This is a genomic window from uncultured Azohydromonas sp. (assembly GCF_937926365.1).
Taxonomy (GTDB): Bacteria; Pseudomonadota; Gammaproteobacteria; order Burkholderiales; family Burkholderiaceae_C; genus Azohydromonas.
In genome coordinates this window covers 1-22,536 of record NZ_CALAOH010000106.1, presented here as the reverse complement: position 1 = coordinate 22,536, position 22,536 = coordinate 1, and the positions used below count along the sequence as shown (strand labels likewise).

Below are 22,536 nucleotides of genomic sequence, written 5' to 3'. Positions count from 1 at the left end.
CCATTGGCCCCACCACAGACAGTTCCCATGCGCCATTCGCTGGAAAACAGCAACGCCTCTTCGAACCCCACCATCCATGAGCTGAACCCCTCGCGGCGCGAGCTGCTGCAGGGCGGCCTGGGCACGGCGCTGGCCGCCCTGCTGGGCCCGCTGGCGGGCTGCGCCGCCACGCCGACGGCGACGCCCTCCGGCGGTGCGCCGCTGCTGGGCTTCAGCAGCGTCCCGCCCAGCGAGGCCGACACCGTCACCGTGCCACCGGGCTACCGCGCGCAGGTGCTCACCGCCTGGGGCGAGCCGGTGGGCATCGCCGGCATGGCCATGCCGCCCTGGCGCGAGGACGCCTCCGCCAGCGCCGCCGAGCAGGCGCTGCAGTTCGGCATGCACCACGACGGCATGCAGTTCCTGCCCCTGCAGCCCGACGGCCGGCGCGGCCTGCTGGTGACGAACCACGAGTACACCGACGAGGGGCTGCTGCACCCGGACGGCCCTGAGCCCTGGACAGCCGAAAAAGTCGCCAAGAGCCAGGCGGCGCATGGCCTGTCGGTGGCGGAGATCGAGCTGCGCGGCGACGGCTGGCGGCTGGTGCGGCCGAGCCGCTTCGCGCGCCGCATCACCGCCCGCACGCCCTGCGCCGTGGGCGGCCCGGCCGCCGGCCACTCTCTGCTGCGCACCGCGGCCGACCCGCAGGGCCGCCGCGTGCTGGGCACCTTCGCCAACTGCGCCATGGGCCGCACGCCCTGGGGCACCGTGCTCAGCGGCGAAGAGAACTTCGCCTTCCATTTCGACGCGGGCCCGAACCCGGATGCGCACCAGAAGCGCTGGGGCCTGCCGGCGCAGGGCTTCACTCGCTGGGCCGCGCACGACGAGCGCTTCGACGCCGTGAAGCATCCCAACGAGGCGAACCGCTTCGGCTGGATCGTGGAACTGGACCCGGCGGACCCCACCAGTCCGCCCGTCAAGCGCACCGCCCTGGGCCGCGCCGCGCACGAGGGCGCCTGGGTGGCGCTCACGCGCGACGGCCGCGCGGTGGTGTATTCGGGCGAGGACGCGCGCTTCGAGTACCTCTACAAGTTCGTCAGCCGCGACCGGGTGCAGCCTGCCCGCGATGGCCGCAGCGCCGCGCAGGCCAACCGCGAACTGCTGGACCACGGCACGCTCTACGTGGCGCGCTTCGACGCCGACGGCCGCGGGCGCTGGCTGCCGCTGGTGCACGGCCAGGGGCCGCTCACGGCGGCCAACGGCTTCGCGGACCAGGGCGAAGTGCTGGTCAAGACCCGCCAGGCCTGCGACCTCCTGGGCGCCACGAAGCTGGACCGGCCGGAGTGGCTGGCGATCCATCCCGCCACCGGCGAGGTGTTCTGCAGCCTCACCAACAACACCGAGCGAGGCAAGGCCGGCAAGCCGGGGCCGGACCCGGCCAACCCGCGCGTCAACAACGCCATGGGCCAGGTGCTGCGCTGGCGCGAGGACGGCGACTTCGATGGCGAAACCTTCGCCTGGCGCCACCTGCTGCTGGCCGGCGACCCGGCCAACGCGCGGGCCGAGGCGCGCGGCAACGTGCAGGGCGATGCCTTCGGCTGCCCGGACGGGCTGTGCTTCGACCCGCGCGGCGTGCTGTGGATCCAGACCGACATGTCCGCCGGCGTCATGCGCCAGGGCGAGTTCGCGCGGCTGGGCAACAACCAGATGCTGGCCTGCGACGTCGGCACGGGCGAGGTGCGGCGCTTCCTGACCGGGCCGGTGAACTGCGAGATCACCGGCGCGACCTTCGCGCCCGATGGCCGCACGCTGTTCGTGAACATCCAGCACCCCGGCGAGCCGCCCGGCGACATCAGCGACCCGGCGGACATCAACCGCTTCTCGCGCTGGCCCTTCGGCGGTCGCCCACGCTCGGCCACGGTGGTGGTGCGGCGCGAGGACGGCGGGGTGATCGGGAGCTGACGTCCCCCGGCTTCACACCCCGCGCGCGCGGTCCGCGGCGAAGCGCTGCCTGAACTGCTCGAAGGTGCCGGTGTCCAGCGACTCGCGCACCTCGCGCATCAGGTTCAGGTAGTAATGCAGGTTGTGGATGCTGGTGAGCATGGGGCCCAGCATCTCGCCGCAGCGGTCGAGGTGGTGCAGGTAGGCGCGGCTGAAGTTGCGGCAGGTGTGGCAGCCACAGGTCTCGTCCAGCGGGCGCTGGTCGGCGCGGTGGCGGGCGTTGCGGATCTTCAGGTCGCCGAAGCGCGTGAAGAGGTGGCCGTTGCGCGCGTTGCGGGTGGGCATCACGCAGTCGAACAGGTCCACGCCGTTGGCCACGCCGTCCACCAGGTCCTCGGGCGTGCCCACGCCCATCAGGTAGCGCGGCTTGTGTGCCGGCAGCCGGTGCGGCGTGTGCGCCACGATGCGCTGCATCTCGGCCTTGGGCTCGCCCACGCTCACGCCGCCAATGGCGTAGCCGGGCAGGTCCAGTTCCACCAGCGAAGCGAGCGACGCCTCGCGCAGGTGCTCGAACATGCCGCCCTGCACGATGCCGAACAGGGCGTTGGGGTTCTCCAGGCGGCGGAACTCGGTGAGGCAGCGCCGCGCCCAGCGCAGGCTCAGCTCCATCGAGGCCTTGGCCTCGGCCTCGGTCGTGAGGTGGCCCTTGGTCTCGTAGGGCGTGCACTCGTCGAACTGCATCACGATGTCCGAGTTCAGCACCGTCTGGATCTGCATGCTGACCTCGGGCGTGAGGAAGAGCTTGTCGCCGTTGACCGGCGAGGCGAACTTCACGCCCTCCTCGCTGATCTTGCGCATCTCGCCCAGGCTCCAGACCTGGAAGCCGCCGCTGTCGGTGAGGATGGGCCGGTTCCAGCCCTCGAAGCGGTGCAGCCCGCCGAAGGACTGCACCACGTCCAAGCCCGGGCGCATCCACAGGTGGAAGGTGTTGCCCAGGATGATCTGGGCGCCCATCTCCTCCAGCGAGGCCGGCAGCACGCCCTTGACGGTGCCGTAGGTGCCCACCGGCATGAAGATGGGCGTTTCCACCACGCCGTGGTTGAGCGTGAGGCGGCCGCGCCGCGCGCGGCCTTCGGTCTTGAGCAGTTCGAATTTCAACATGCGGGAATTGTCCCGCAGCCCTGCCATCCGGCCGGCGCCAGAGGCCTAAAGCGCCGCCGCCCCGGCGTGCACTGGAGCACGGCCGGGGCGGCGGTTTCAGGCAGCCGCGCTGCGGGCGCGGGTCACTTCTTGGCGTCGAGCGCCAGGATCCACTTCACCAGCTGCTTGGCGTCGGCGTCCTTGATCGCGACGTGGTTGGGCGGCATCGCCAGGCCCGAGACCTTGCCCTTCCAGTGGCTCTCGTACGGGTTGGAACCCTGCAGCACGGTGCGGGTGAGCTGATCCTCGGCGCCCTTGACGCCCTTGTACTTGGCCGACACGTCCTTCCAGGCCGGGCCGATAGGCGCCAGGCCGTCCGGGCCCTTGGCGCCGGGCTCGATGTGGTGGCAGGTCATGCAGCCGCTCTTGCTCGCGAGCTGCAGCATGGCGTCGTCCTTGCCATCCGCGGCGAAAGCAACCGTGGAAGCCACGACCAGACCGGCCAACACACACAGCGCTTGCTTGCTCATGGAAAACCCCTCTTGCGTTGATGAATGGCTTCACAGTAGCCAGCGCAAGAGCGCGCCATTTGACAACCGTCAATGGCCATGGCGCTTTTGCCAGGGTGGAGCAGGTGGAACGCCGGAGGAACAACGGGGTTGCTCCAGGGCGGAGCAGCATGCAAGAAGCGGGCAAGGTCCGTTGCGTGCACAACCGGATCTGCAATCGATCCAGGGCGCCTTGGCCACGACCAGGCCGCGGCGTGCAGCCGCAGCCGCCGGGCTCAGCGACGGCGTTCCAGCAGCATCGCGTCGCCGTAGCTGAAGAAGCGGTAGCGCGCCTCCACCGCGTGGCGGTAGAGGGCGCGCACGTGCTCGTAGCCGCTGAAGGCGCTCACCAGCATCATCAGCGTGCTCTTGGGCAGGTGGAAATTCGTGATCAGCAGGTCGGCCACGCGGAACTCGAAGCCCGGGGTGATGAAGATGTCCGTATCGCGGGCACCGGCTTCGAGCCGGCCGCCGCACGCGGCGGACTCCAGCGCGCGCAGCGTGGTGGTGCCGGCGGCGATGACGCGCCCGCCTGCGGCGCGCGTGGCCTCGATGGCCGCCACCGTCGCGTCGCTGACCTCGAACCACTCGCTGTGCATGCGGTGCTCGGACAGGTTCTCGCTGCGCACGGGTTGGAAGGTGCCCGCCCCCACGTGCAGCGTGACGTTGGCGCTCTTCACGCCGCGCTCGCGCAGCGCCTGCAGCACGCCATCGTCGAAGTGCAGCGAGGCCGTGGGCGCGGCCACCGCGCCGGGGCGTGCGGCGAACACCGTCTGGTAGCGCTGCGCATCCTCGGCCGCGTCGGCATGCGTGATGTAGGGCGGCAGCGGCACGTGGCCGAAGCGTTCCAACAGCGCCAGCGGGTCTTCGGGGAAGCGCAGGTGAAACAGCGAGCCGTCCACGCCGCTGCGCCCCAGCACCTCGGCGTCGAAGCCCTGGGCCGGGTCGTCGCCGAAGCGGATGCTGCCGCCCGGCTTGGGCGACTTGCTCGCGCGCAGGTGGGCCAGCACCTCGTTGCCCGGCAGCAGGCGCTCGATCAGCGCCTCCACCGCGCCGCCGGTGGGCTTCTCGCCGTAGAGGCGGGCCTTGATCACGCGCGTGTCGTTGAAGACCAGCAGGTCGCCGCTGCGCAGCAGCCCAGGCAAGTCCCGGAACACGCGGTCCACCGGGAAGGCGCCGCGGCCATCGAGCAGGCGCGAGGCGCTGCGCTCGGTAGCCGGCTGCTGGGCGATGAGCTCCGGCGGCAGATGGAAATCGAAATTGCTGAGGGTGTAGGTCGTCATGGCGCAGGCTGTACCGGCCTGGAAGAGGTCCGTGGAACAGAAGGCAGAATTGTTCCATGCCCGTCACCGCCGAGACCGTACCTTTGCCGCAACGCCCTGCCGCTTCTGGGCGTACGGCCAGCCCGGCGGCCAAGGCCATGCTCAAGCTGGGGTTGGTGCGCGACATCGACCTGGCACTGCACCTGCCGCTGCGCTACGAGGATGAGACACGCATCACCCCCATCGCCCGCGCCCGCGAGGGCGACAACGTGCAGGTCGAGGGCGTGGTGCGGCAGTCGCAAGTGGAGCTGCATCCGCGCCGCCAGCTCGTGGTGCGTTTGTCCGACGGCAGCGGCGAGCTGACGCTGCGCTTCATCCACTTCTACGCCGCGCAGCAGAAGACGCTTTCGCCCGGCACGCGCGTGCGCGTGCGCGGCGAGGTACGCGGCGGCTTCTTCGGGCGCGAGATGGTGCACCCGGTGTTCCGCGCCGTAGAGCCCGGCACGCCGCTGGCGACCTCGCTCACGCCCGTGTACCCGGCCAGCGCGCAGTTGCCACAGGCCTACCTGCGCAAGGCCGTGGTTTCCGCGCTCGGCCGCGCGCCACTCAACGAGCTGCTGCCGCCGCAGGTGCTGCCCGCCGGGCTGCCCACGCTGCGCCAGGCGCTGGACTTCCTGCACCACCCGCCGCCCGACGTGAGCATGGCGACGCTGGAGGACCACAGCCACCCGGCCTGGCAGCGGCTGAAGTTCGAGGAGCTGCTGGCGCAGCAGATCAGCCAGCTGCAGGCGCAGCGCGAGCGCGCCCAGTTGCAGGCGCCCGCGCTGGCAGCGCGCGCGGGCGGCCTGCGCGAGCAGTTGCTAGCGCAGCTACCCTTCGGCCTGACCGGTGCGCAGCAGCGGGTGGTGGACGAGATTGCCGCCGACCTCGCGCTCACGCAGCCCATGCACCGGCTGCTGCAGGGCGACGTGGGGTCCGGAAAGACGGTGGTGGCGGCGCTGGCGGCGGCCGTCGCCATGGACGCTGGCTGGCAATGCGCGCTGATGGCGCCGACCGAGATCCTGGCCGAGCAGCATTTCCGTAAGCTGGTGCAGTGGCTGGAGCCGCTGGGCGTGGGCATCGCCTGGCTCACCGGCAGCCGCAAGGGCAAGGCACGGCAGCAGATGGTGGAGCGCGTGGCCAGCGGCGAGGCGCAGCTCATCGTCGGCACGCACGCCGTGATCCAGCAGGACGTGCATTTCGCCCGGCTGGGCCTGGCCATCGTGGACGAGCAGCACCGCTTCGGCGTGGCGCAGCGGCTGGAGCTGCGCAAGAAGCTGGCGCATGCGGCGCTGGAGCCGCACCTACTGATGATGAGCGCCACGCCCATCCCGCGCACCCTGGCGATGACCTACTACGCGGACCTGGACGTGAGCACCATCGACGAGCTGCCGCCGGGCCGGTCGCCGATCGTGACCAAGGTGTTCGCCGACACCCGGCGCGAGGAGGTGATCGCGCGCATCGCCGACGAGGTGGCCAACGGCCGCCAGGCCTACTGGGTGCTGCCGCTGATCGAGGAGAGCGAGACGCTGGACCTGCGCAACGCCACCGAGGCGCATGCCGAGCTGCAGGCCGCGCTGCCGGGAGTGAAGGTGGGGCTGCTGCACGGGCGCATGCCCGCGGCGGAGAAGGCAGCCGTGATGGCGGAGTTCTCCGCCGGGCAGATGGGGCTGCTGGTGGCGACCACAGTGATCGAGGTGGGCGTGGACGTGCCCAACGCCAGCCTGATGGTGATCGAGCACGCCGAGCGCTTCGGCCTGAGCCAGTTGCACCAGTTGCGCGGCCGCGTGGGCCGCGGCGCGGTGGCCAGCGTGTGCGTGCTGCTCTACACCGGGCCGCTGTCGCAGACGGGCAAGTCGCGGCTGCGCGCCATGGCGGAGACGACGGACGGGTTCGAGATCGCCCGCCGCGACCTGGAAATCCGCGGCCCCGGCGAGTTCATGGGCGCGCGCCAGAGCGGCGATGCCTTGTTGCGCTTTGCCGACCTGCTGCAGGACACCGCGCTGCTGGAGCGTGCGCGGCGCGTGGCGCCGAAGCTGCTGGACCAGTTCCCCGACGCGGCGCAGGCGCACGTGGCGCGGTGGCTGGGGAGCAAGGCGGAGTTCTTGAAGGCGTGAGGCGCTTGTAAGCGCGCCCGCCGCAGCTCAAATCTCCACGTTGTCGATCAGCCGGGTCTTGCCCAGCTTGGCCGCGGCCAGCACCACCATGGGCTCCTGCAGGCTCTGCGGCTCCAGCAGGTCGGCCTGGCGGCGGATGACCACGTAGTCGGGTTGCCAGCCGCGGCGCTGCAGCGCGGCCATGGCCTCGCGCTCCAGCGTGTGCGCGTCGCTGCCGCTGTCGCGCACGGCGCGCGCCACCGAGTCCAGCAGCCGGTGCAGCTCCACCGCCTCGGTGCGCTCGGCCGGGCTCAGGTAGCCGTTGCGCGAGGACAGCGCCAGGCCGTCGGCGGCGCGGCAGGTCTCGCCAGCCACGATCTCCACCGGCAGCGCCAGCTGCCGCACCATCGACTTGATCACCAGCTGCTGCTGGTAGTCCTTCTTGCCGAAGTAGGCCGCCGCAGGCTGCACGATGTTGAAGAGCTTCAGCACCACCGTGCACACGCCGGTGAAGAAGCCGGGACGGAAGTGGCCTTCCAGGATGTCGGCCAGCTCGGGCGGCGGCTGCACCTTGTAGCTCTGCGGCTCGGGGTACAGCTCCGCCTCGTCCGGCGCGAACACGACGTCGCAGCCCTCAGCCTTGAGCAGCTCGCAGTCGGCTTCGAAGGTGCGCGGGTAGCGGTCGAAGTCCTCGTTGGGGCCGAACTGCAGCCGGTTGACGAAGATGCTCGCCACCACCGGACGGCCCGAGGCCTTGGCATGGCGCACCAGCGCCAGGTGGCCTTCGTGCAGGTTGCCCATGGTCGGCACGAAGGCCGGACGAGGACCTTGCGCCAGGGCGGCGCGCAGATCGGCGATGCGGTGCAGCACTTGCATGGCGTGCTTCGTCTCCCTTGAAACTTGTTGTGGTTCAGCGGCTGTGAAGCCGATCATCCGGGAAGCGACCGGCCTTGACCTCGCTGACGTAACTGCGCACGGCGGCCTCGACACTGGGCGAGCCTTCCATGAAGTTGCGCACGAAACGCGCCTTCTTCCCCGGCGTGATGTCGAGCATGTCGTGCAGCACCAGCACCTGGCCGCTGCAGCCCGCGCCGGCGCCGATGCCGATGGTGGGGATGGGCAGCTCGGCCGTGATCTCGCGCGCCAGCGCCGCGGGCACCAGCTCCAGCACGATCATCGCGGCGCCGGCCTGCGCCAGCTCCTGCGCGTGGCGCTTGAGCGTGGCGGCGGCCTCGTCGCCGCGGCCCTGCACGCGCCAGCCGCCCAGCGCGTGCACCGACTGCGGCGTCAGGCCCAGGTGGCCGCACACCGGGATGCCGCGCTCCACCAGCGCACGCACCAGCGGCACGGTCCAGCCGCCGCCTTCGAGCTTGATCATGTGCGCGCCGGCCTGCATCAGCGCCGCGGCGCTGCGCACGCCCTGCTCGACGCTTTCGTAGTAGCTGCCGAAAGACATGTCCGCCAGGATCCAGGCGCTGCGGTTGCCGCGCGCCACGCAGCGCGTGTGGTAGGCCATCTCCTCCAGCGTCGTCGGCAGCGGGCTGTCGTGGCCCTGCAGCACCATGCCCAGCGAATCGCCCACCAGCAGCATCTCCACGCCCGCAGCGTCCAGCATCTGGGCAAAGGTGGCGTCATAGCAAGTGAGCATCGTGAGCTTCTCGCCGGCGGCGTAGAGCTCGCGCAATCGGTGCAGGGTCAAGGGCTTGCGGTCCATGGTTTCACTCCATGCCGGCGCGGCTTGCGCGGGCGGGGCGGGATTTGAGCACAATCCCCGGATGACCCTGACCGAACTGCGTTACATCGTGGCGGTGGCCCGGGAGAAACATTTCGGTCGCGCCGCCGAAGCCTGTTTCGTGTCTCAGCCGACGCTGTCGGTGGCCATCAAGAAGCTGGAGGAAGAGCTCGACGTCAAGCTCTTCGAACGCGGCAGCAGCGAAGTCAGCGTCACGCCCCTGGGCGAAGACATCATTCGCCAAGCCCAGTCCGTGCTGGAGCAGGCCGCGGCCATCAAGGAGATCGCGCGCCGCGGCAAGGACCCGCTCAGCGGCCCGCTGCGCCTAGGGATCATCTACACCATCGGCCCGTACCTGCTGCCGGAGCTGGTGCGCCACGCCATCGAGCACACGCCCCAGATGCCGCTGATCCTGCAGGAGAACTTCACGGTGAAGCTGCTGGAGATGCTGCGCACCGGCGAGCTCGACTGCGCCATCATGGCCGAGCCCTTCCCCGACACCGGGCTGGCGCTGGCGCCGCTGTACGACGAGCCCTTCGTCGTGGCTGTGCCCCAGGCGCATCCGCTGGCGCAGCGCACGGCCATCGGCGCCGAGGAGCTCAAGCAGGAAACCATGCTGCTGCTGGGCACCGGCCACTGCTTCCGCGACCACGTGCTGGAGGTGTGCCCGGAGTTCGCGCGCTTCTCCAGCAACACCGAGGGCATCCGCAAGAGCTTCGAAGGCAGTTCGCTGGAGACCATCAAGCACATGGTGGCCTCGGGCATGGGCATCACCGTCGTGCCCAAGCTCTCCGTGCCGCGCGAGCCGCAGCCCTTCGTCAAGTACGTCCCCTTCGAGCCGCCCGTGCCCTCGCGCCGCGTGGTGTTGGCCTGGCGGCGCACCTTCACGCGCTACGAAGCCATCGCCGCGCTGCGCAACGCGGTCTACGCCTGCCAGCTGGAAGGCGTGACGCTGCTGAGCGCCTGAACGCGAGCTGCCAAGCTTCGAGCTATCGCGGTTTTGAACTATTCAAATATCTAATTCGATAGCCATATTCTATTATTACTTCATCCCGGTACTGCTGGATTCGACGGCGTCCGGGCCGAGGAGATCCGCCATGAACGCTGCCCTGCCCCGCCTTGACCTTCCCCGGGTCCGCCGTTTCGCGGGATGGGCCATATTCGTGGCGGGCACGCTGCACGGCCTGGAACAGGCACTGGCCTTGCTGATGCGCGGCTTTTGACCGGTGCCATGCAACCAGTGCCAAGTAGGTTCTGCGCCGATGGCGCCGCCCCGCTTCCACCTCCGTCCCTCACCTCGCTCACAGCCATAAGGAGAAACGTATGCCCTCGCCCATCAACATCGGCATCAGCGAAGAGAACCGCGCCGCCATCGCCGGCGGCCTGAACAAGCTGCTGGCCGACACCTTCACGCTGTACCTGAAGACCCATAACTTCCACTGGAACGTCACGGGCCCGATGTTCAACACGCTGCACACCATGTTCATGACGCAGTACACGGAGCTGTGGAACGCGGTGGACCCGATCGCCGAGCGCATCCGCGCACTGGGCCACACGGCGCAGGGCTCCTACGCCCAGTTCGGCCAGAACGCCACGGTGGGCGACGCCCCGGGCCAGCCGCCCAAGGCGCTGGAGATGGTGCGGCTGCTGGTGGAAGGCCACGAAGCCGTGGCGCGCACCGCGCGCGAGCTGTTCCCCAAGGCCGAGGAGGCTGGCGACGAGCCCACGGCCGACCTGCTGACGCAGCGCCTGACGGTGCACGAGCAGACGGCCTGGATGCTGCGCTCGCTGCTGGAGGAGTAAGCCGCCTTGCCGCCGCGGCCTGCACCGGCACGAGTACACAGCGCCGGTGCCGCGGCAAAGCCCGCCCGGCGGGCTCGCCCAGGCGGGGCCCGCGATAATCGAGGGTTTTCCTCCTCCAACGAGCGGTCGGGTTTGCGGCCGCGAGCCGCATGTCCGCCGACCTCCTCTCCCAGGTGCGCCGCCGCCGCACCTTCGCCATCATTTCCCACCCCGACGCGGGCAAGACCACGCTGACCGAGAAGCTGCTGCTGTTCTCGGGCGCGATCCAGATCGCCGGCTCCGTCAAGGCGCGCAAGGCCAGCCGCCACGCCACCTCGGACTGGATGGAGATCGAGAAGCAGCGCGGCATCTCGGTGGCCTCCTCGGTCATGCAGATGGAGTACCGCGACTGCGTGATCAACCTGCTCGACACCCCGGGCCACCAGGACTTCTCGGAAGACACCTACCGGGTGCTCACAGCCGTGGACGCGGCGCTGATGGTCATCGACGCGGCCAACGGCGTGGAGCCGCAGACCCGCCGCCTGCTGCAGGTCTGCCGGGCGCGCAACACGCCCATCCTGACCTTCGTGAACAAGATGGACCGCGAGGTGCAGGAGCCGCTGGCGCTGATGGACGAGATCGAGCGCGAGCTGGGCATGGGCGTGGTGCCCTTCACCTGGCCGGTGGGCATGGCCAAGCACTTCGGCGGCGTGCTGGACCTGCGCCGCGACCAGATGCGCGTGTTCTCGCCCGGCGAGGACCGCCACCACGACGACGACGAGATCGTCGAGGGCGTCCACAACCCGGTGCTGGCGCAGCGCTTCGGCATGTCCTACGAGCAGGCCGCGGGCGAGATCGAGCTGGTGCAGGAGGCCGCGCCCGCCTTTGACGAGGACGAGTTCCTGGCCGGCCGCCAGACGCCGATGTTCTTCGGCTCGGCCATCAACAACTTCGGCGTCAAGGAAGTGCTGGACGCGCTGGTGGAGCTGGCGCCGGCGCCGGGCCCGCGCGTGGCGATCCAGCGCGAGGTGAAGCCCGAGGAGCCCAAGTTCAGCGGCGTGGTGTTCAAGATCCAGGCCAACATGGACCCGGCGCACCGCGACCGCATCGCCTTCCTGCGCGTGGCCAGCGGCCACTTCGAGCGCGGCATGCGGCTGAAGGTGGTGCGCTCGGGCAAGGAGCTGCGTCCCAACTCCGTGGTGAGCTTCCTGTCGCAGCGCCGCGAGTTGCTGGACGAGGCCTTTGCCGGCGACATCATCGGCATCCCCAACCACGGCGTGCTGCAGCTCGGCGACACCATCACCGAAGGCGAGGCGCTGCAGTTCACCGGGCTGCCCTTCTTCGCGCCGGAAATGTTCCGCACTGTGGAAGTGGCCGATCCGCTCAAGACCAAGCAGCTGCGCTCGGGCCTGACGCAGCTGGGCGAGGAAGGCGCGATCCAGGTCTTCCGCCCGGCGGCCGGTTCGGTGCTGCTGCTGGGCGCGGTGGGCCAGCTGCAGTTCGAGGTCGTGGCGCATCGCCTGGAGCACGAGTACGGCGTGCGCGCGCGTATCCAGCCCGCGCGCTACAACGTGGCGCGCTGGGTGACCTGCGACGACGCCAAGGAGCTGCAGCGCTTCATCGACCACAACGCGCACCGCGTCGCCTTCGACGCCGTGGACGCGCCCTGCGTGCTGCTGGAATACGCCGGCGAGCTGCGCGCCATGCAGGACAACTGGCCCAAGATCAAGTTCCACGCGCTGCGCGAGCACGCGGGGCTGATGTTCCAGCAGCGGCTGGAGGCCTGACCAGGCGCGGCCTGCAGCGAACTTGAAGAGCCGGGGAGCGGGCCGTTCAGCCTCCCCGGCCCGTCACTTCCTCACGCATCCCGCCCCGGCCGATCCTCCCGTATCGCCTGGCTCACGTCCGTGCGCGTGAGGCCCCAGCGCAGCAGCAGGTGGTCGAAGAGCACGCGCTCGCTGTCCTGCACGCGGCCGTCGGCGGTGATCACCGCGGCGCCCAGGCGCGCCACCAGGCGCTGCCTGGCCGGGTCGCGCACGGCCTGCAGCTCGGCCTCGATCAGCGCCCGCTCCGACAGCGTCAGCCACGGCCGCTGCTGCAGCCGCTCGCCCAGCTCCTCGCACAGCTCGCCGGCCACGCGCATGAACTCGGCGCGGTCGATGCCGATGCGCCCGAAGGCGTCCAGCTCGTCGAGCATCGCCAGTTCGCGCGGGTCGAGCCGGGTGTCGGACACGATCAGCAGCGCGATCAGGCGTGCCATGGCTTGGGGGCTGTCGGTTTCGCGGATGGACATGGGCGGTTCTCCTTGAAGGCAATGAGCGTGCGCCGCGCCGTTGGGCACGGCCCCGGTTTCCCCGGGGCAGGCGAGGGGCCCGGCGCGCGCCTGCCGTGGAGCCCCGCCGCCGCGCCGGAGTTCCGCACGGGCATGCGCGCGACAATCCGCCGCCATGAGCACGCACGCCGTATCGCCTCCCTCACGCCTGTCGCTGTACCTCGACCTGATCCGCTGGAACCGCCCCGCCGGCTGGCTGCTGCTGCTGTGGCCCACGCTGTCGGCGCTGTGGATGGCGGCCGACGGCTTCCCCGGCTGGCACCTGCTGCTGGTGTACACGGGCGGCACCATCCTCATGCGCAGCGCCGGCTGCTGCGTCAACGACGTGGCGGACCAGGAGTTCGACCGCCACGTCAAGCGCACCGCCCAGCGCCCGGTGACGCGCGGCGCCATCGGCACGCGCGAGGCGCTGCTGGTGGGCGCGGCGCTGGCGCTGCTGGCCTTCCTCCTGGTGCTCAGCACCAACGGGCCGACCATCACGCTGTCCTTCGCCGCGCTGGCCATCGCCATCGTCTACCCCTACGCGAAGCGGCTGGTGTCCATGCCGCAGGCCGTGCTGGGCGTGGCCTTCAGCTTTGGCATCCCCATGGCCTTCTCGGCCGTGCAGGGCGGCGACGGCTGGGGCCCGGCTGCGGTGGCGGACGCCGTGCCGCTTCACGCCTGGGGGCTGCTGGTGTCGAACCTGTTCTGGGTGCTGGCCTACGACACCGAGTACGCGATGGTCGACCGCGACGACGACATCCGCATCGGCATCAAGACCTCGGCGCTGACGCTGGGCCGCTTCGACGTGATCGGGGTGACGCTGTTCTACCTGGTGCACCTGGCCTCATGGGCCTGGATCGGACTGCAGCTCGGCCTGGGCGGCTGGTTCCTGGCCGGCATCGCCGCCGCCCTGGCACAGGTGGCGTGGCACTGGACGCTGATCCGCCACCGCACCCGCGAAGGCTGCTTCAAGGCCTTCAGACTCAACCATTGGCTGGGCTTCGCGGTGTTCGCCGGGACGGTGGCTGACCTGGCGCTGCGCTAAAGCCGGCGCGAACGCCTCGAACACCCGCAGCCGCGCCCCCCGGCGCTCGAACACCGAACTGCGGCCATACACCACCCCGGTCGGCCAAGCCGCACCGGTGGCTTGGAGCCAGTCGCGCGCGATGCGCCGGTGTCCGGGATCGCCACACCCCAGGCGATGCGGCAACAGCGGCGAGCGCACCACGCGCGCATCGTCGAACAGCAGTTGCCCCAGCGGTCGCGTGCCCAACCCGGCCAGTGCGCGCCAGGGGCCGGCCAACGAGTGCGCCAAGGCCACGCTGCGCGCCCACACCAGGGCTTCACCATCCACCTTCAGGATCACCTCGCGCACCAGATAGCGCCCGGGGCCCAGCACGCGCTTTTCCTCAGCCAGCAGCGGCGCGACGCGCTGGCGCAGCGTCAGCACCTCGAAGCGCTCTCCCAGCGCCTTGAGCCGGGCCGTGAGCGAGCCCGGTGCCCGCTGCCAGCGCCGCAGCGCCAGGCTCACGCCTTGCCGAACTCGTCGCCCAGCTCCCGGGCACGAGCCTGCGCGGCCTGCAGCGCGCGCACAAAGGCGTCGCGCACGCCGTCCTTCTCCAGCGAGGTGAGCGCGGCGTAGGTGGTGCCACCCTTGGAGGTGACGCGCTCGCGCAGCACGGCCGGGCTCTCGTCGGACTGCTGCGCCAGCGCCGCCGCGCCGGCCACGGTGGCCAGCGCCAGCTCGCGGCCCTGCTCGGTGCTCAGGCCCATCTTCTCGGCCGCGGCCATCATGGCCTCCACCACGTAGAAGACGTAGGCCGGGCCGGAGCCGGAGAGCGCCGTGACGGCGTCGAGGTCGGCTTCCTGCTGCACCCACAGCGTGCGGCCGGTGGGCGCCAGCAGCGCCTGCACCTCGGCCTTCTGCGCCTCGGTCACGGCCGGACGCGCGTACAGGCCGGCAATGCCCTGGCCGATCAGCGCCGGCGTGTTGGGCATGGCACGCACCACGGCCTCGCTGCCGGTGGCGCGCACGATGGCCTCACTGGGAATGCCCGCCATCACGCTGAGCTGCAGCGCCTGGCTCACGCGCCCGGCGCAGGGCGCGGCGGCTTCCTTGAAGAGCTGGGGCTTCACGGCCCAGACCACGATCCCCGCCTGCGACAGCGCCGGCGCCGCCGCGGGAAGCGCCACGACGCCGAAGGTCTGCAGCAGCTTCACGCGCTGCGCCTCCACGGGCTCCACCACCAGGATCGAAGAGGCCGGGCGACCGGACTGCAGCAGCCCGCCGATGAGGGCGCCGGCCATGTTGCCGCCGCCGATGAATGCAACTGTGCTCATCCGGAAAGTGTAGGCGGCGCACCGCGGGCGCCCGGCCGGCACGCGCCCTGCCCGCGGCAGGCGCGCCGGCTTGGTGGCGATCACGGCTTTTGGCTTCCCGCCGGCCTACAGTGGCCGGGACGGCCGCTAAAGACCGCCCTGGACGACGACCCGCGTCGAGAAAGAGGAGAAGAACCCATGACATCGAGCCTGTCCTACGTTCATCCCACTCCCAGCAGCCCCTGGGGCACCTACTTGTCCCAGGTGGACCGCGTGACGCCCTACCTGGGCCACCTGGCGCGCTGGGTCGAGACGCTCAAGCGTCCCAAGCGCGCGCTGATCGTGGACATCCCCATCGAGCTCGACGACGGCACCGTGGCGCACTTCGAGGGCTACCGCGTGCAGCACAACCTCAGCCGCGGCCCCGGCAAGGGCGGCGTGCGCTACCACCCGGCCGTGACGCTGGAGGAGGTGATGGCGCTGGCAGCGTGGATGTCGATCAAGAACGCCGCCGTCAACCTGCCCTACGGCGGTGCCAAGGGCGGCGTGCGCGTGGAGCCCAGGCAGCTCTCGCTCAAGGAGCTGGAGCGGCTGACACGCCGCTACACCAGCGAGATCGGGCTGATCATCGGCCCGCAGCAGGACATCCCGGCGCCCGACGTCAACACCAACGCCCAGGTCATGGCCTGGATGATGGACACCTACTCCATGAACGTCGGCGCCACCGCCACAGGCGTGGTCACCGGCAAGCCCATCCACCTCGGCGGCTCGCTGGGGCGCGTGAAAGCCACCGGGCGCGGCGTCTTCGTCACGGGCCGCGAGGCGGCGCGGCGCATCAACCTGCCGCTGGACGGCGCGCGGGTGGCGGTGCAGGGCTTCGGCAACGTGGGCTCGGCGGCGGCCGAGCTCTTCGTCCAGGCCGGCGCCAAGGTCGTGGCCATCCAGGACCACACCGGGACGATCTTCAACGGCGGCGGCATCGACTTCGCCGATCTGATGCCCATGGTGCAGCGCCAGGGTTCCATCGCCGGCTTCACCGGCGCCGAGGTCATCGACGACGAGAGCTTCTGGGACGTGGACTGCGACATCGTGATCCCCGCTGCGCTGGAGGGACAGATCGACGCGGCCCGGGCGCAGCGCATCAAGGCGAAGCTGGTGCTCGAAGGCGCCAACGGCCCCACGCTGCCCGAGGGCGACGACGTGCTGGCCGAGCGCGGCGTGCTGGTGGTGCCGGACGTGATCTGCAACGCCGGCGGCGTGACGGTGAGCTACTTCGAGTGGGTGCAGGACTTCTCCAGCTTCTTCTGGACCGAGGACGAGATCAACGTGCGGCTGGAAAAGATCATGATCGGTGCGCTGCGCCGCATCTGGGACACCGCCGACCAGCACCGCATCTCGCTGCGCACCGCCACCTTCGCCGTGGCCTGCGAGCGCATCCTCACGGCGCGCGAGGAGCGGGGGCTGTATCCCTGAGACAAGCCTGCCCAAGCTCCCGAATACCGAAAGCCCGTTCGTGCCGAGGTATCGAAGTACGAACGGGCGCTGTAAGCCGGAGCAATAGCCGCCATGCCGCAGCGGCTTAGCATCCGCGGTTTCGCCTTTTGCCGATCCGCCTCATGCAACGCCGAGCCCTGCTGGCCGCCACGGCCCTCGCCTTTCCCGTCTCCTTCGCGCGCGCCGAGCCCGGCTGGCCCCAGCGTCCGGTGCGCCTGATCGTCCCCTCCTCGCCCGGCAGTTCGCTGGACATCATTGCCCGGCTGCTGGGCGACAAGCTCAAGGACCGCTGGGGGCAGAACGTGGTGGTGGAAAACAAGCCCGGCGCCGGTGGGCTGCTGGGCATGGACATCGCGGCCAAGGCGCCGCCCGATGGCCATGTGCTGGCGTTGGGCTTCAACGGCCCCATCGCCTTCGCGCCCTTCATGTATTCCCGGCTGCCCCACGACCCCGCGCGCGACCTCGCGCCCGTGGTGATGACCACCTCGCAGCCCAACGTGCTGGCCGTCCACGCCACGCTGCCGGTGAAGAACGTGCGCGAGTTCGTGGCCTGGGCCAGGGAGCGCGACGGGCGCATGAACTACGCCTCGCTGGGCAAGGGCAGCAGCTCGCACCTCACCATGGAGCTGCTCATGGCCGAGGCCGGCTTCCAGGGCACGCACGTGCCCTTCAACGGCTCGCCGCCCAGCGCGATGTCGGTGGCGCAGGGCGAGACGGACGCCACCATGATGGTCGCCCCGGCACTGCTGCCGCACGTGCGCGCCGGCCGCGTGCGGCTGCTGGCGGTGACGAGCCGGCAGCGCGTGGAGTCACTGCGCGAGCTGCCGACGCTGGCCGAAGCGGGCTACCCCGGCATCGAGGCGCTGGCCTGGAATGGCATCTTCACCGCGGCGGGCACGGCCGAGGACGTGGTGCGGCGCATCAACGCCGACGTCAATGCCGTGCTGCAAGACGCCGGCGTGCGCGCCGCGCTGGAGCAGCAGGGGCTCACGCCCGTGGGCGGCAGCGCGGCGGAGTTCCGCGCCCTGGTGGCGGCGGACATGCAGCGCTGGGGCGCGACCATCCGCCGCATCGGGCTGAAGCTGGAGCCCTGAGGAAGCCTTCGCCGCGCGCTTTCCTAGCGCGCCGCGCGCAGCGCGTCCTGCAGCGACTGCGCCATGTCGCCGAGCATGGCCCAGCGGCGGCGGTACATGGCGCGCTTGCGCGAGGGCACCTCGGCCAGGTCGCGCGGCAGCGGCTGCAGGCCGGCCTGCCAGTAGCCGTCGCCGCGCTGCGAGGCGCCCACCTCGCTCCAGAAACGGCGGTAATCGAAGCGCAGGCGGCGCGAGCGCAGGTTCCAGCGGCCCTTGACGTGGTGCGCCGGGTCGATGCCCACCAGCGCCGAAACGCCCCACGCCGCGGCTGCGGCGCGCAGCGCCTCGAACAGCAAGTAGGGCGGCCGCAGCCCTTCAGCGCTCTTGGTCAGCTCGCGGATGCGCTCCTCCACGTCCTCCACCTCGGGTCGCGGCCCCTGCACCGTGCCCACCAGCAGCGCGCCGCAGGGCAGGAAGCCGAAGCTCAGGCTGTAGAGCCGCCGGCCCTGGCCATCGCGCAGGCTCAGCATCCAGCGGCCCTCGTGCCAGCTCACCTCGTTGAGGCTGAGCGTCACCTGGCAGTCCGGGGTCAGCGCCCACAGCGCCACGCCATCCCCGTGCGCCAGGCGCAGGGACAGGTGCGGGCCGAAGCAGGCCTCGGCCTGCCGCAGGTCGGCCAGTGCGACCTGGAAGCGGTGCCGCAGGCCGAAGCGGCGATCCAGGAAATGGCTCAACGCCGGGTAGTAGCACTCGGGATGGCGCCGGTGCAGCTCGCGCCAGGCCGGGTGCCGTGCCACGGCTTGCAGGTACTGCGGGCGCAACGGCGCGGACAGCAGCATGCGCAGTTGGTACTTGGCACGCTTGACCAACCCGGCCCAGCCCGGCCGCGTCACCGACTCCGCGCTGGGCCAGCACGCACACGCCCCCTTCTCGGCGCTTCCCGCCAGCTCCAGCGCCGGCTTGCCGTTGACTTCCATGCCCTACTCCTGCCACCACCTCAAAACAGGGCAGGAATGTAGCCTCCACTTACAAAAGAAAGATTCTCAGAAAATTAGCAGCAACATTCGGATTTCACGGGTGAACGGGATAAGTGCGCCCGCCGAAGATGGCGGTGCCGATGCGCACGATCGTGGCGCCCTCGGCCACGGCGGCTTCCAGGTCGGCGCTCATGCCCATGGAGAGCGTGTCCAGCGCCAGCCCCTGCTGCCGCAGTCCCTCCAGCAGCGCCCGCAGCACGCGGTGCGGCGCGCGCTGGGTGTCGAAATCGGCCGCGGGCTCGGGAATGGACATCAGCCCGCGCAGCCGCAGCCTGGGCAGTTGGGCCACCTGTGCCGCCAGCGCCGCCACCTCGGCAGGCGGCACGCCGCTCTTGCTGGCCTCGCCGCTGACGTTGACCTGCAGGCACACCTGCAGCGGCGGCAGGCCTTCGGGGCGCTGGGCCGACAGCCGCTCGGCAATCCTCAGTCGGTCCACCGAGTGCACCCAATCAAAACTCTCGGCCACCACGCGCGTCTTGTTGCTCTGCAGGGGGCCGATCAGGTGCCACTCCAGATCGGCGCGCAAGTCGGCCAGCGCGGCGATCTTGTCCAGCGCCTCCTGCACATAGTTCTCGCCGAAGGCCCGCTGGCCGGCGGCATGCGCCTCGCGCACGGCCTCGGCGCCGAAGGTTTTACTCACGGCCAGCAGCGTGACGTTGTCAGTGGAGCGGCCGGCCGCAGCGCAAGCGGCGGCGATGCGCTCGCGGGTGTGTTGTAAGTTGTGAGCGATACCGGTCATGGGAGGAGACTAGCCGATGGAGCTTGCAGCGCTGCTGGACTTGGCCGTGCGCCACCAGGCGTCGGACCTGCACCTCTCCGCCGGGCTGCCGCCGCTGCTGCGCGTGCAGGGCGAACTGCGCCGCCAGGGCAACGAGGCGCTGTCGCACGAGCAGGTGCTGGGCCTCGTCACCGGCCTCATGGACGAGGCGCAGCGCCGGCTGTACGCCGAGGCGCTGGAGTGCGACTTCGCGGTCGAGACGCCGGTGCGGCGGCTGCGCGTCAACGCCTTCCACCAGCGCCTGGGCGCCGCCGCGGTGCTGCGGCTGATCCCGCGCGAGGTGCCGACGCTGGCCGCGCTGCACGCGCCGCCGCAGCTGGCCGAGCTGGCGCTGCGCCCACGCGGGTTGCTGCTGGTCACGGGCCCCACCGGCTCGGGCAAGAGCACCACGCTGGCCGCGATGCTCAACCATCGCAACGAGCACACGCAGGGCCACCTGCTGACGGTGGAGGACCCGATCGAGTTCGTGCACCAGAGCCAGGGCTGCCTCGTGAGCCAGCGCGAGCTGGGCATGCACACCCGCAGCTTCGCCGGCGCCCTGCGCGCGGCGCTGCGCGAGGACCCGGACGTGGTCCTGGTGGGCGAGCTGCGCGACCTGGAGACCATTCGCCTGGCGCTCACCGCGGCCGAGACCGGGCATCTGGTGCTGGCCACGCTGCACAGCGCCGGTGCGGCCAAGGCGGTGGACCGGCTCATCGACGTCTTTCCCGCCGAGGAGAAGTCCTTCGTGCGCACGCTGCTGGCGGAGTCGCTGCTGGCGGTGGTGGCGCAGACGCTGTGCCGGCGCCTGGACGGCGGCGGCCGCATCGCGGCCTGCGAGCTGATGCTGGCCACGCCGGCGGTGCGCAATCTCATCCGCGAGAACAAGCTGGCGCAGATCGCCTCCGTGCTGCAGACCGGGCAGCAGCAGGGCATGCAGACGCTGGACCAGCACCTGGCGGCACTGGTGCGCCAGCGCCTCGTCAGCCCGGCCGAGGCGCGCGCGCAGGCGCAGCATCCGGAGAGTTTCACGGCTTGAGCCGGCGCCGGCCGCGCGCGGCCGGCGGCCCCGGGCGGCCGGGCGAAGATGGCGTGTTTCACGCGCGGCCCAAGGGGCCGCGCGGCCATCCTTTTTTCCCGCAGGAGAGATGACTTTGAGCGAAGAACAAGCAGCAAGCGCGCGCGTGGCCTTCCTGGGCCTGGGCGTGATGGGCTACCCGATGGCCGGCCACCTGGCGCGTGCCGGGCACCAGGTCACGGTCTACAACCGTACCGCCGCCAAGGCGCAAGCCTGGACAGCCGAATACGGCGGGCGCGCCGCCGCCACGCCGCGCGAGGCGGCGCAGGACGCGGACTTCGTCTTCGCCTGCGTGGGCAACGACGACGACCTGCGCAGCGTGGCGCTGGGGGAGCAGGGTGCGCTGGCCGGCATGCGCGCGGATGCGGTGTTCGTGGACCACACCACCGCCTCGGCCGAGGTGGCGCGCGAGCTGTACGCGGCAGCGTGCGCCAAGGGTCTGCACTTCGTGGACGCGCCGGTCTCGGGCGGCCAGGCCGGCGCCGTCAACGGCGTGCTCACGGTGATGTGCGGCGGCGACGCGGCGCCCTTCGACGCCATGAAGCCGGTGGCGCTGGCCTATTCGCGCGCCGTCACGCGCGTGGGCGAGAGCGGCGCCGGGCAGCTGGCGAAGATGGTCAACCAGGTCTGCATCGCCGGGCTGCTGCAGGGCCTGTCCGAGGCCATCGCCTTCGGCCAGCGCGCCGGGCTGGACATGAAGCAGGTGCTGGACGTCATCAGCAAGGGCGCGGCGCAGAGCTGGCAGATGGAGAACCGCGGCCACACCATGGTGGACGGCCAGTTCGACTTCGGCTTCGCCGTGGACTGGATGCGCAAGGACCTGGGCCTGGTGCTGGACGAGGCCCGCCGCAACGGCGCGCGGCTGCCGGTCACGGCGCTGGTGGACCAGTTCTACGCCGACGTCCAGAACCTGGGCGGCGGGCGCTGGGACACCTCCAGCCTGATCAAGCGGCTGAAGTGAGGCGAGACGCGGGGCCGGTGGCGCCCCGCGCGCCCGGCGTCACTTCGCCGTCTGCAGGTTCGCGAGTTCGGACTCGGTGAGGATCTCGAACACGCGCACCACCTTTTCAACGCCGCCCACGCCGCGCGCGAGCTCGGTGGCGCGCGCGGCCTCGCGCTCGGTGACGCGGCCCATCAGGTACACCGTGCCGCGCTCGGTGACGACCTTGAAGGCGTTGGAGTGCAGGTCCTTGGCATCGACGAAGGTCGCCTTGACCTTGCTAGTGATGATCGCGTCGCTGGAGCGGGAGGTCAGCGCGCTGTTGCCCAGCACGCCCAGCTCGTTGACCACCGCGCGCAGGTTCTCGACGCCGGCCACGGCGCGCTCCACGTTCGTGCGGTCGTCCTCACTGGGCACCTCGCCCGTGATCAGCAGCGTGCGGTTGTAGCTGGTGAAGTTGACGTGGCCCCGCTCGCCCAACACCTCGCGCGCGCGGTTGGCAGCCTTGACCTCGATGGACTGGTCCTCGATCTGCGTGCCGGAGGTGCGGCGGTCGCTGAACACCATCGCACCGCCTACGGCGGCGCCCCCCACCAGCAGCGGCGCGCAGCCGCTGAACCAGGCGGCCGCGCCCAACACGGCCACCACACGCGCGGCCCGCAGGCCGCCTTCGATCCAGTTGCGGGAAAGCTTGCTCATTCGTCCGTTTCGCCCATGAGTTGGAGGTCCACCGCGTCGCAGATGGCGTGCAGCGCCAGCAGGTGCAGCTCCAGGATGCGTGCCGCTCGCTCGTGCGGCACGGGGATGTGTACGTCAGTCTCGGAAAGTCGCAGCGCCTGCGCGCCGACGGCCCGGCCGGTGAAGGCCAGCACCGTCATGTCGCGGCCGTGCGCGGCCTGCACCGCCGCCACCAGCGGCGGCGTGGCCGTGGCGCCCAGCGCGATCAGCACGTCGCCCGGCGCGCCCAGCGCCTGCAGCTGCCGCGCCTGCGCCGGCTCGTCGCCC

The 22,536-nt window shown here is 70.8% G+C and carries 20 protein-coding genes and 3 pseudogenes; 11 read left to right on the top strand and 12 right to left on the bottom strand.

Annotated elements, in window-relative coordinates:
• The first annotated feature begins 27 nt into the window (after nt 1–27).
• Nucleotides 28–1,941, top strand: a complete 1,914-nt coding sequence (locus tag Q0741_RS11030) for a PhoX family phosphatase (protein WP_298233249.1) — start codon at nt 28–30, stop codon at nt 1,939–1,941.
• 12 nt (nt 1,942–1,953) lie between these two features.
• Here Q0741_RS11030 and tgt read toward each other — a convergent pair whose 3' ends face one another.
• From tgt to queA, 3 genes are all read right to left on the bottom strand, one after another.
• A complete protein-coding gene (tgt, locus tag Q0741_RS11025; protein ID WP_298233248.1) occupies nt 1,954–3,081 on the bottom strand; it encodes a tRNA guanosine(34) transglycosylase Tgt in 1,128 nt (375 codons plus the stop codon).
• A 122-nt stretch (nt 3,082–3,203) separates the two neighbouring features.
• Nucleotides 3,204–3,590: a c-type cytochrome gene (locus Q0741_RS11020; RefSeq protein ID WP_298233247.1), complete on the bottom strand. Its 387-nt coding sequence runs from the start codon at nt 3,588–3,590 to the stop codon at nt 3,204–3,206.
• A 254-nt stretch (nt 3,591–3,844) separates the two neighbouring features.
• On the bottom strand, nt 3,845–4,891 hold the full coding sequence (gene queA, locus Q0741_RS11015) for a tRNA preQ1(34) S-adenosylmethionine ribosyltransferase-isomerase QueA (protein WP_298233246.1): 1,047 nt from the start codon (nt 4,889–4,891) through the stop codon (nt 3,845–3,847).
• A gap of 56 nt (nt 4,892–4,947) precedes the next feature.
• Between queA and recG the strand changes: the two genes are divergently transcribed.
• Nucleotides 4,948–7,026, top strand: a complete 2,079-nt coding sequence (gene recG, locus Q0741_RS11010) for an ATP-dependent DNA helicase RecG (protein ID WP_298233245.1) — start codon at nt 4,948–4,950, stop codon at nt 7,024–7,026.
• A gap of 27 nt (nt 7,027–7,053) precedes the next feature.
• Here the strand turns inward: recG and panC are convergent, their stop codons facing one another.
• Nucleotides 7,054–7,881: a pantoate--beta-alanine ligase gene (gene panC, locus Q0741_RS11005; protein WP_298233244.1), complete on the bottom strand. Its 828-nt coding sequence runs from the start codon at nt 7,879–7,881 to the stop codon at nt 7,054–7,056.
• A 34-nt stretch (nt 7,882–7,915) separates the two neighbouring features.
• Nucleotides 7,916–8,713 (bottom strand): annotated as a pseudogene (gene panB / locus Q0741_RS11000) (3-methyl-2-oxobutanoate hydroxymethyltransferase); the annotation flags it as partial.
• 67 nt (nt 8,714–8,780) lie between these two features.
• Between panB and Q0741_RS10995 the strand changes: the two are divergent.
• The 4 genes from Q0741_RS10995 to Q0741_RS10980 all read left to right on the top strand — a co-directional run bounded on the left by Q0741_RS10995 (nt 8,781) and on the right by Q0741_RS10980 (nt 12,306).
• The gene (locus Q0741_RS10995; RefSeq protein WP_298233242.1) at nt 8,781–9,704 is read left to right on the top strand and encodes a LysR substrate-binding domain-containing protein; all 924 of its coding nucleotides are present in this window, start codon (nt 8,781–8,783) and stop codon (nt 9,702–9,704) included.
• 130 nt (nt 9,705–9,834) lie between these two features.
• Entirely contained in the window at nt 9,835–9,960 is a 126-nt protein-coding gene (locus tag Q0741_RS10990) for a hypothetical protein (RefSeq protein WP_298233241.1), read from the top strand.
• Nucleotides 9,961–10,060: 100 nt separating this feature from the next.
• Nucleotides 10,061–10,540, top strand: coding sequence for a Dps family protein (locus tag Q0741_RS10985; protein ID WP_298233240.1), 480 nt, complete (start codon nt 10,061–10,063; stop codon nt 10,538–10,540).
• A gap of 149 nt (nt 10,541–10,689) precedes the next feature.
• A complete protein-coding gene (locus tag Q0741_RS10980) occupies nt 10,690–12,306 on the top strand; it encodes a peptide chain release factor 3 (RefSeq protein WP_298233239.1) in 1,617 nt (538 codons plus the stop codon).
• A 71-nt stretch (nt 12,307–12,377) separates the two neighbouring features.
• Here Q0741_RS10980 and Q0741_RS10975 read toward each other — a convergent pair whose 3' ends face one another.
• Nucleotides 12,378–12,812 (bottom strand): hypothetical protein, encoded by a 435-nt coding sequence (locus Q0741_RS10975; protein ID WP_298233238.1) that lies wholly within the window; start codon nt 12,810–12,812, stop codon nt 12,378–12,380.
• A 154-nt stretch (nt 12,813–12,966) separates the two neighbouring features.
• On the opposite strand from Q0741_RS10975, the gene ubiA reads away from it, so the two are divergent.
• Nucleotides 12,967–13,878 (top strand): 4-hydroxybenzoate octaprenyltransferase, encoded by a 912-nt coding sequence (ubiA, locus tag Q0741_RS10970; protein ID WP_298233237.1) that lies wholly within the window; start codon nt 12,967–12,969, stop codon nt 13,876–13,878.
• 225 nt (nt 13,879–14,103) lie between these two features.
• Here the strand turns inward: ubiA and Q0741_RS10965 are convergent.
• Nucleotides 14,104–14,364 (bottom strand): annotated as a pseudogene (locus tag Q0741_RS10965) (chorismate lyase); the annotation flags it as partial.
• Complete coding sequence (gene proC, locus Q0741_RS10960; protein ID WP_298233236.1) at nt 14,361–15,173, bottom strand: pyrroline-5-carboxylate reductase; 813 nt, start codon at nt 15,171–15,173, stop codon at nt 14,361–14,363. The gene proC and the pseudogene Q0741_RS10965, both read right to left, overlap by 4 nt.
• Nucleotides 15,174–15,350: 177 nt before the next feature.
• On the opposite strand from proC, the gene Q0741_RS10955 reads away from it, so the two are divergent.
• Nucleotides 15,351–16,625: a Glu/Leu/Phe/Val dehydrogenase gene (locus tag Q0741_RS10955; RefSeq protein ID WP_298233235.1), complete on the top strand. Its 1,275-nt coding sequence runs from the start codon at nt 15,351–15,353 to the stop codon at nt 16,623–16,625.
• 143 nt (nt 16,626–16,768) lie between these two features.
• The gene (locus Q0741_RS10950) at nt 16,769–17,740 is read left to right on the top strand and encodes a tripartite tricarboxylate transporter substrate binding protein (RefSeq protein WP_298233234.1); all 972 of its coding nucleotides are present in this window, start codon (nt 16,769–16,771) and stop codon (nt 17,738–17,740) included.
• A gap of 23 nt (nt 17,741–17,763) precedes the next feature.
• On the opposite strand, the gene Q0741_RS10945 is transcribed toward Q0741_RS10950, so the two are convergent.
• Nucleotides 17,764–18,696: a DUF535 family protein gene (locus Q0741_RS10945; RefSeq protein ID WP_298233233.1), complete on the bottom strand. Its 933-nt coding sequence runs from the start codon at nt 18,694–18,696 to the stop codon at nt 17,764–17,766.
• 94 nt (nt 18,697–18,790) lie between these two features.
• Complete coding sequence (locus tag Q0741_RS10940) at nt 18,791–19,495, bottom strand: YggS family pyridoxal phosphate-dependent enzyme (protein WP_298233232.1); 705 nt, start codon at nt 19,493–19,495, stop codon at nt 18,791–18,793.
• A gap of 16 nt (nt 19,496–19,511) precedes the next feature.
• Here Q0741_RS10940 and Q0741_RS10935 point away from each other — a divergent pair, with 16 nt between their 5' ends.
• Both Q0741_RS10935 and Q0741_RS10930 read left to right on the top strand, forming a co-directional pair.
• Entirely contained in the window at nt 19,512–20,552 is a 1,041-nt protein-coding gene (locus Q0741_RS10935; RefSeq protein WP_298233231.1) for a type IV pilus twitching motility protein PilT, read from the top strand.
• Between the two features lie 115 nt (nt 20,553–20,667).
• Nucleotides 20,668–21,552, top strand: coding sequence for an NAD(P)-dependent oxidoreductase (locus Q0741_RS10930; RefSeq protein WP_298233230.1), 885 nt, complete (start codon nt 20,668–20,670; stop codon nt 21,550–21,552).
• A gap of 39 nt (nt 21,553–21,591) precedes the next feature.
• Here the strand turns inward: Q0741_RS10930 and Q0741_RS10925 are convergent, their stop codons facing one another.
• Nucleotides 21,592–22,230, bottom strand: a complete 639-nt coding sequence (locus tag Q0741_RS10925) for a BON domain-containing protein (RefSeq protein ID WP_298233229.1) — start codon at nt 22,228–22,230, stop codon at nt 21,592–21,594.
• Nucleotides 22,227–22,536: pseudogene (locus Q0741_RS10920) on the bottom strand (phosphoheptose isomerase); the annotation flags it as partial. The gene Q0741_RS10925 and the pseudogene Q0741_RS10920, both read right to left, overlap by 4 nt.

Excerpts from the sequence above, each read along its gene's own strand:
- recG (WP_298233245.1), top strand. The coding sequence starts at position 4,948 with ATGCCCGTCACCGCCGAGACCGTACCTTTGCCGCAACGCCCTGCCGCT.
- Q0741_RS10935 (WP_298233231.1), top strand. The coding sequence starts at position 19,512 with ATGGAGCTTGCAGCGCTGCTGGACTTGGCCGTGCGCCACCAGGCGTCG.
- ubiA (WP_298233237.1), top strand. The coding sequence starts at position 12,967 with ATGAGCACGCACGCCGTATCGCCTCCCTCACGCCTGTCGCTGTACCTC.
- tgt (WP_298233248.1), bottom strand. The coding sequence starts at position 3,081 with ATGTTGAAATTCGAACTGCTCAAGACCGAAGGCCGCGCGCGGCGCGGC.
- Q0741_RS10955 (WP_298233235.1), top strand. The coding sequence starts at position 15,351 with ATGACATCGAGCCTGTCCTACGTTCATCCCACTCCCAGCAGCCCCTGG.
- Q0741_RS10925 (WP_298233229.1), bottom strand. The coding sequence starts at position 22,230 with ATGAGCAAGCTTTCCCGCAACTGGATCGAAGGCGGCCTGCGGGCCGCG.
- queA (WP_298233246.1), bottom strand. The coding sequence starts at position 4,891 with ATGACGACCTACACCCTCAGCAATTTCGATTTCCATCTGCCGCCGGAG.
- Q0741_RS10945 (WP_298233233.1), bottom strand. The coding sequence starts at position 18,696 with ATGGAAGTCAACGGCAAGCCGGCGCTGGAGCTGGCGGGAAGCGCCGAG.
- Q0741_RS10975 (WP_298233238.1), bottom strand. The coding sequence starts at position 12,812 with ATGTCCATCCGCGAAACCGACAGCCCCCAAGCCATGGCACGCCTGATC.
- Q0741_RS10990 (WP_298233241.1), top strand. The coding sequence starts at position 9,835 with ATGAACGCTGCCCTGCCCCGCCTTGACCTTCCCCGGGTCCGCCGTTTC.
- Q0741_RS10940 (WP_298233232.1), bottom strand. The coding sequence starts at position 19,495 with ATGACCGGTATCGCTCACAACTTACAACACACCCGCGAGCGCATCGCC.
- Q0741_RS10950 (WP_298233234.1), top strand. The coding sequence starts at position 16,769 with ATGCAACGCCGAGCCCTGCTGGCCGCCACGGCCCTCGCCTTTCCCGTC.
- Q0741_RS11030 (WP_298233249.1), top strand. The coding sequence starts at position 28 with ATGCGCCATTCGCTGGAAAACAGCAACGCCTCTTCGAACCCCACCATC.
- Q0741_RS11020 (WP_298233247.1), bottom strand. The coding sequence starts at position 3,590 with ATGAGCAAGCAAGCGCTGTGTGTGTTGGCCGGTCTGGTCGTGGCTTCC.
- proC (WP_298233236.1), bottom strand. The coding sequence starts at position 15,173 with ATGAGCACAGTTGCATTCATCGGCGGCGGCAACATGGCCGGCGCCCTC.
- Q0741_RS10995 (WP_298233242.1), top strand. The coding sequence starts at position 8,781 with ATGACCCTGACCGAACTGCGTTACATCGTGGCGGTGGCCCGGGAGAAA.
- panC (WP_298233244.1), bottom strand. The coding sequence starts at position 7,881 with ATGCAAGTGCTGCACCGCATCGCCGATCTGCGCGCCGCCCTGGCGCAA.
- Q0741_RS10980 (WP_298233239.1), top strand. The coding sequence starts at position 10,690 with ATGTCCGCCGACCTCCTCTCCCAGGTGCGCCGCCGCCGCACCTTCGCC.
- Q0741_RS10985 (WP_298233240.1), top strand. The coding sequence starts at position 10,061 with ATGCCCTCGCCCATCAACATCGGCATCAGCGAAGAGAACCGCGCCGCC.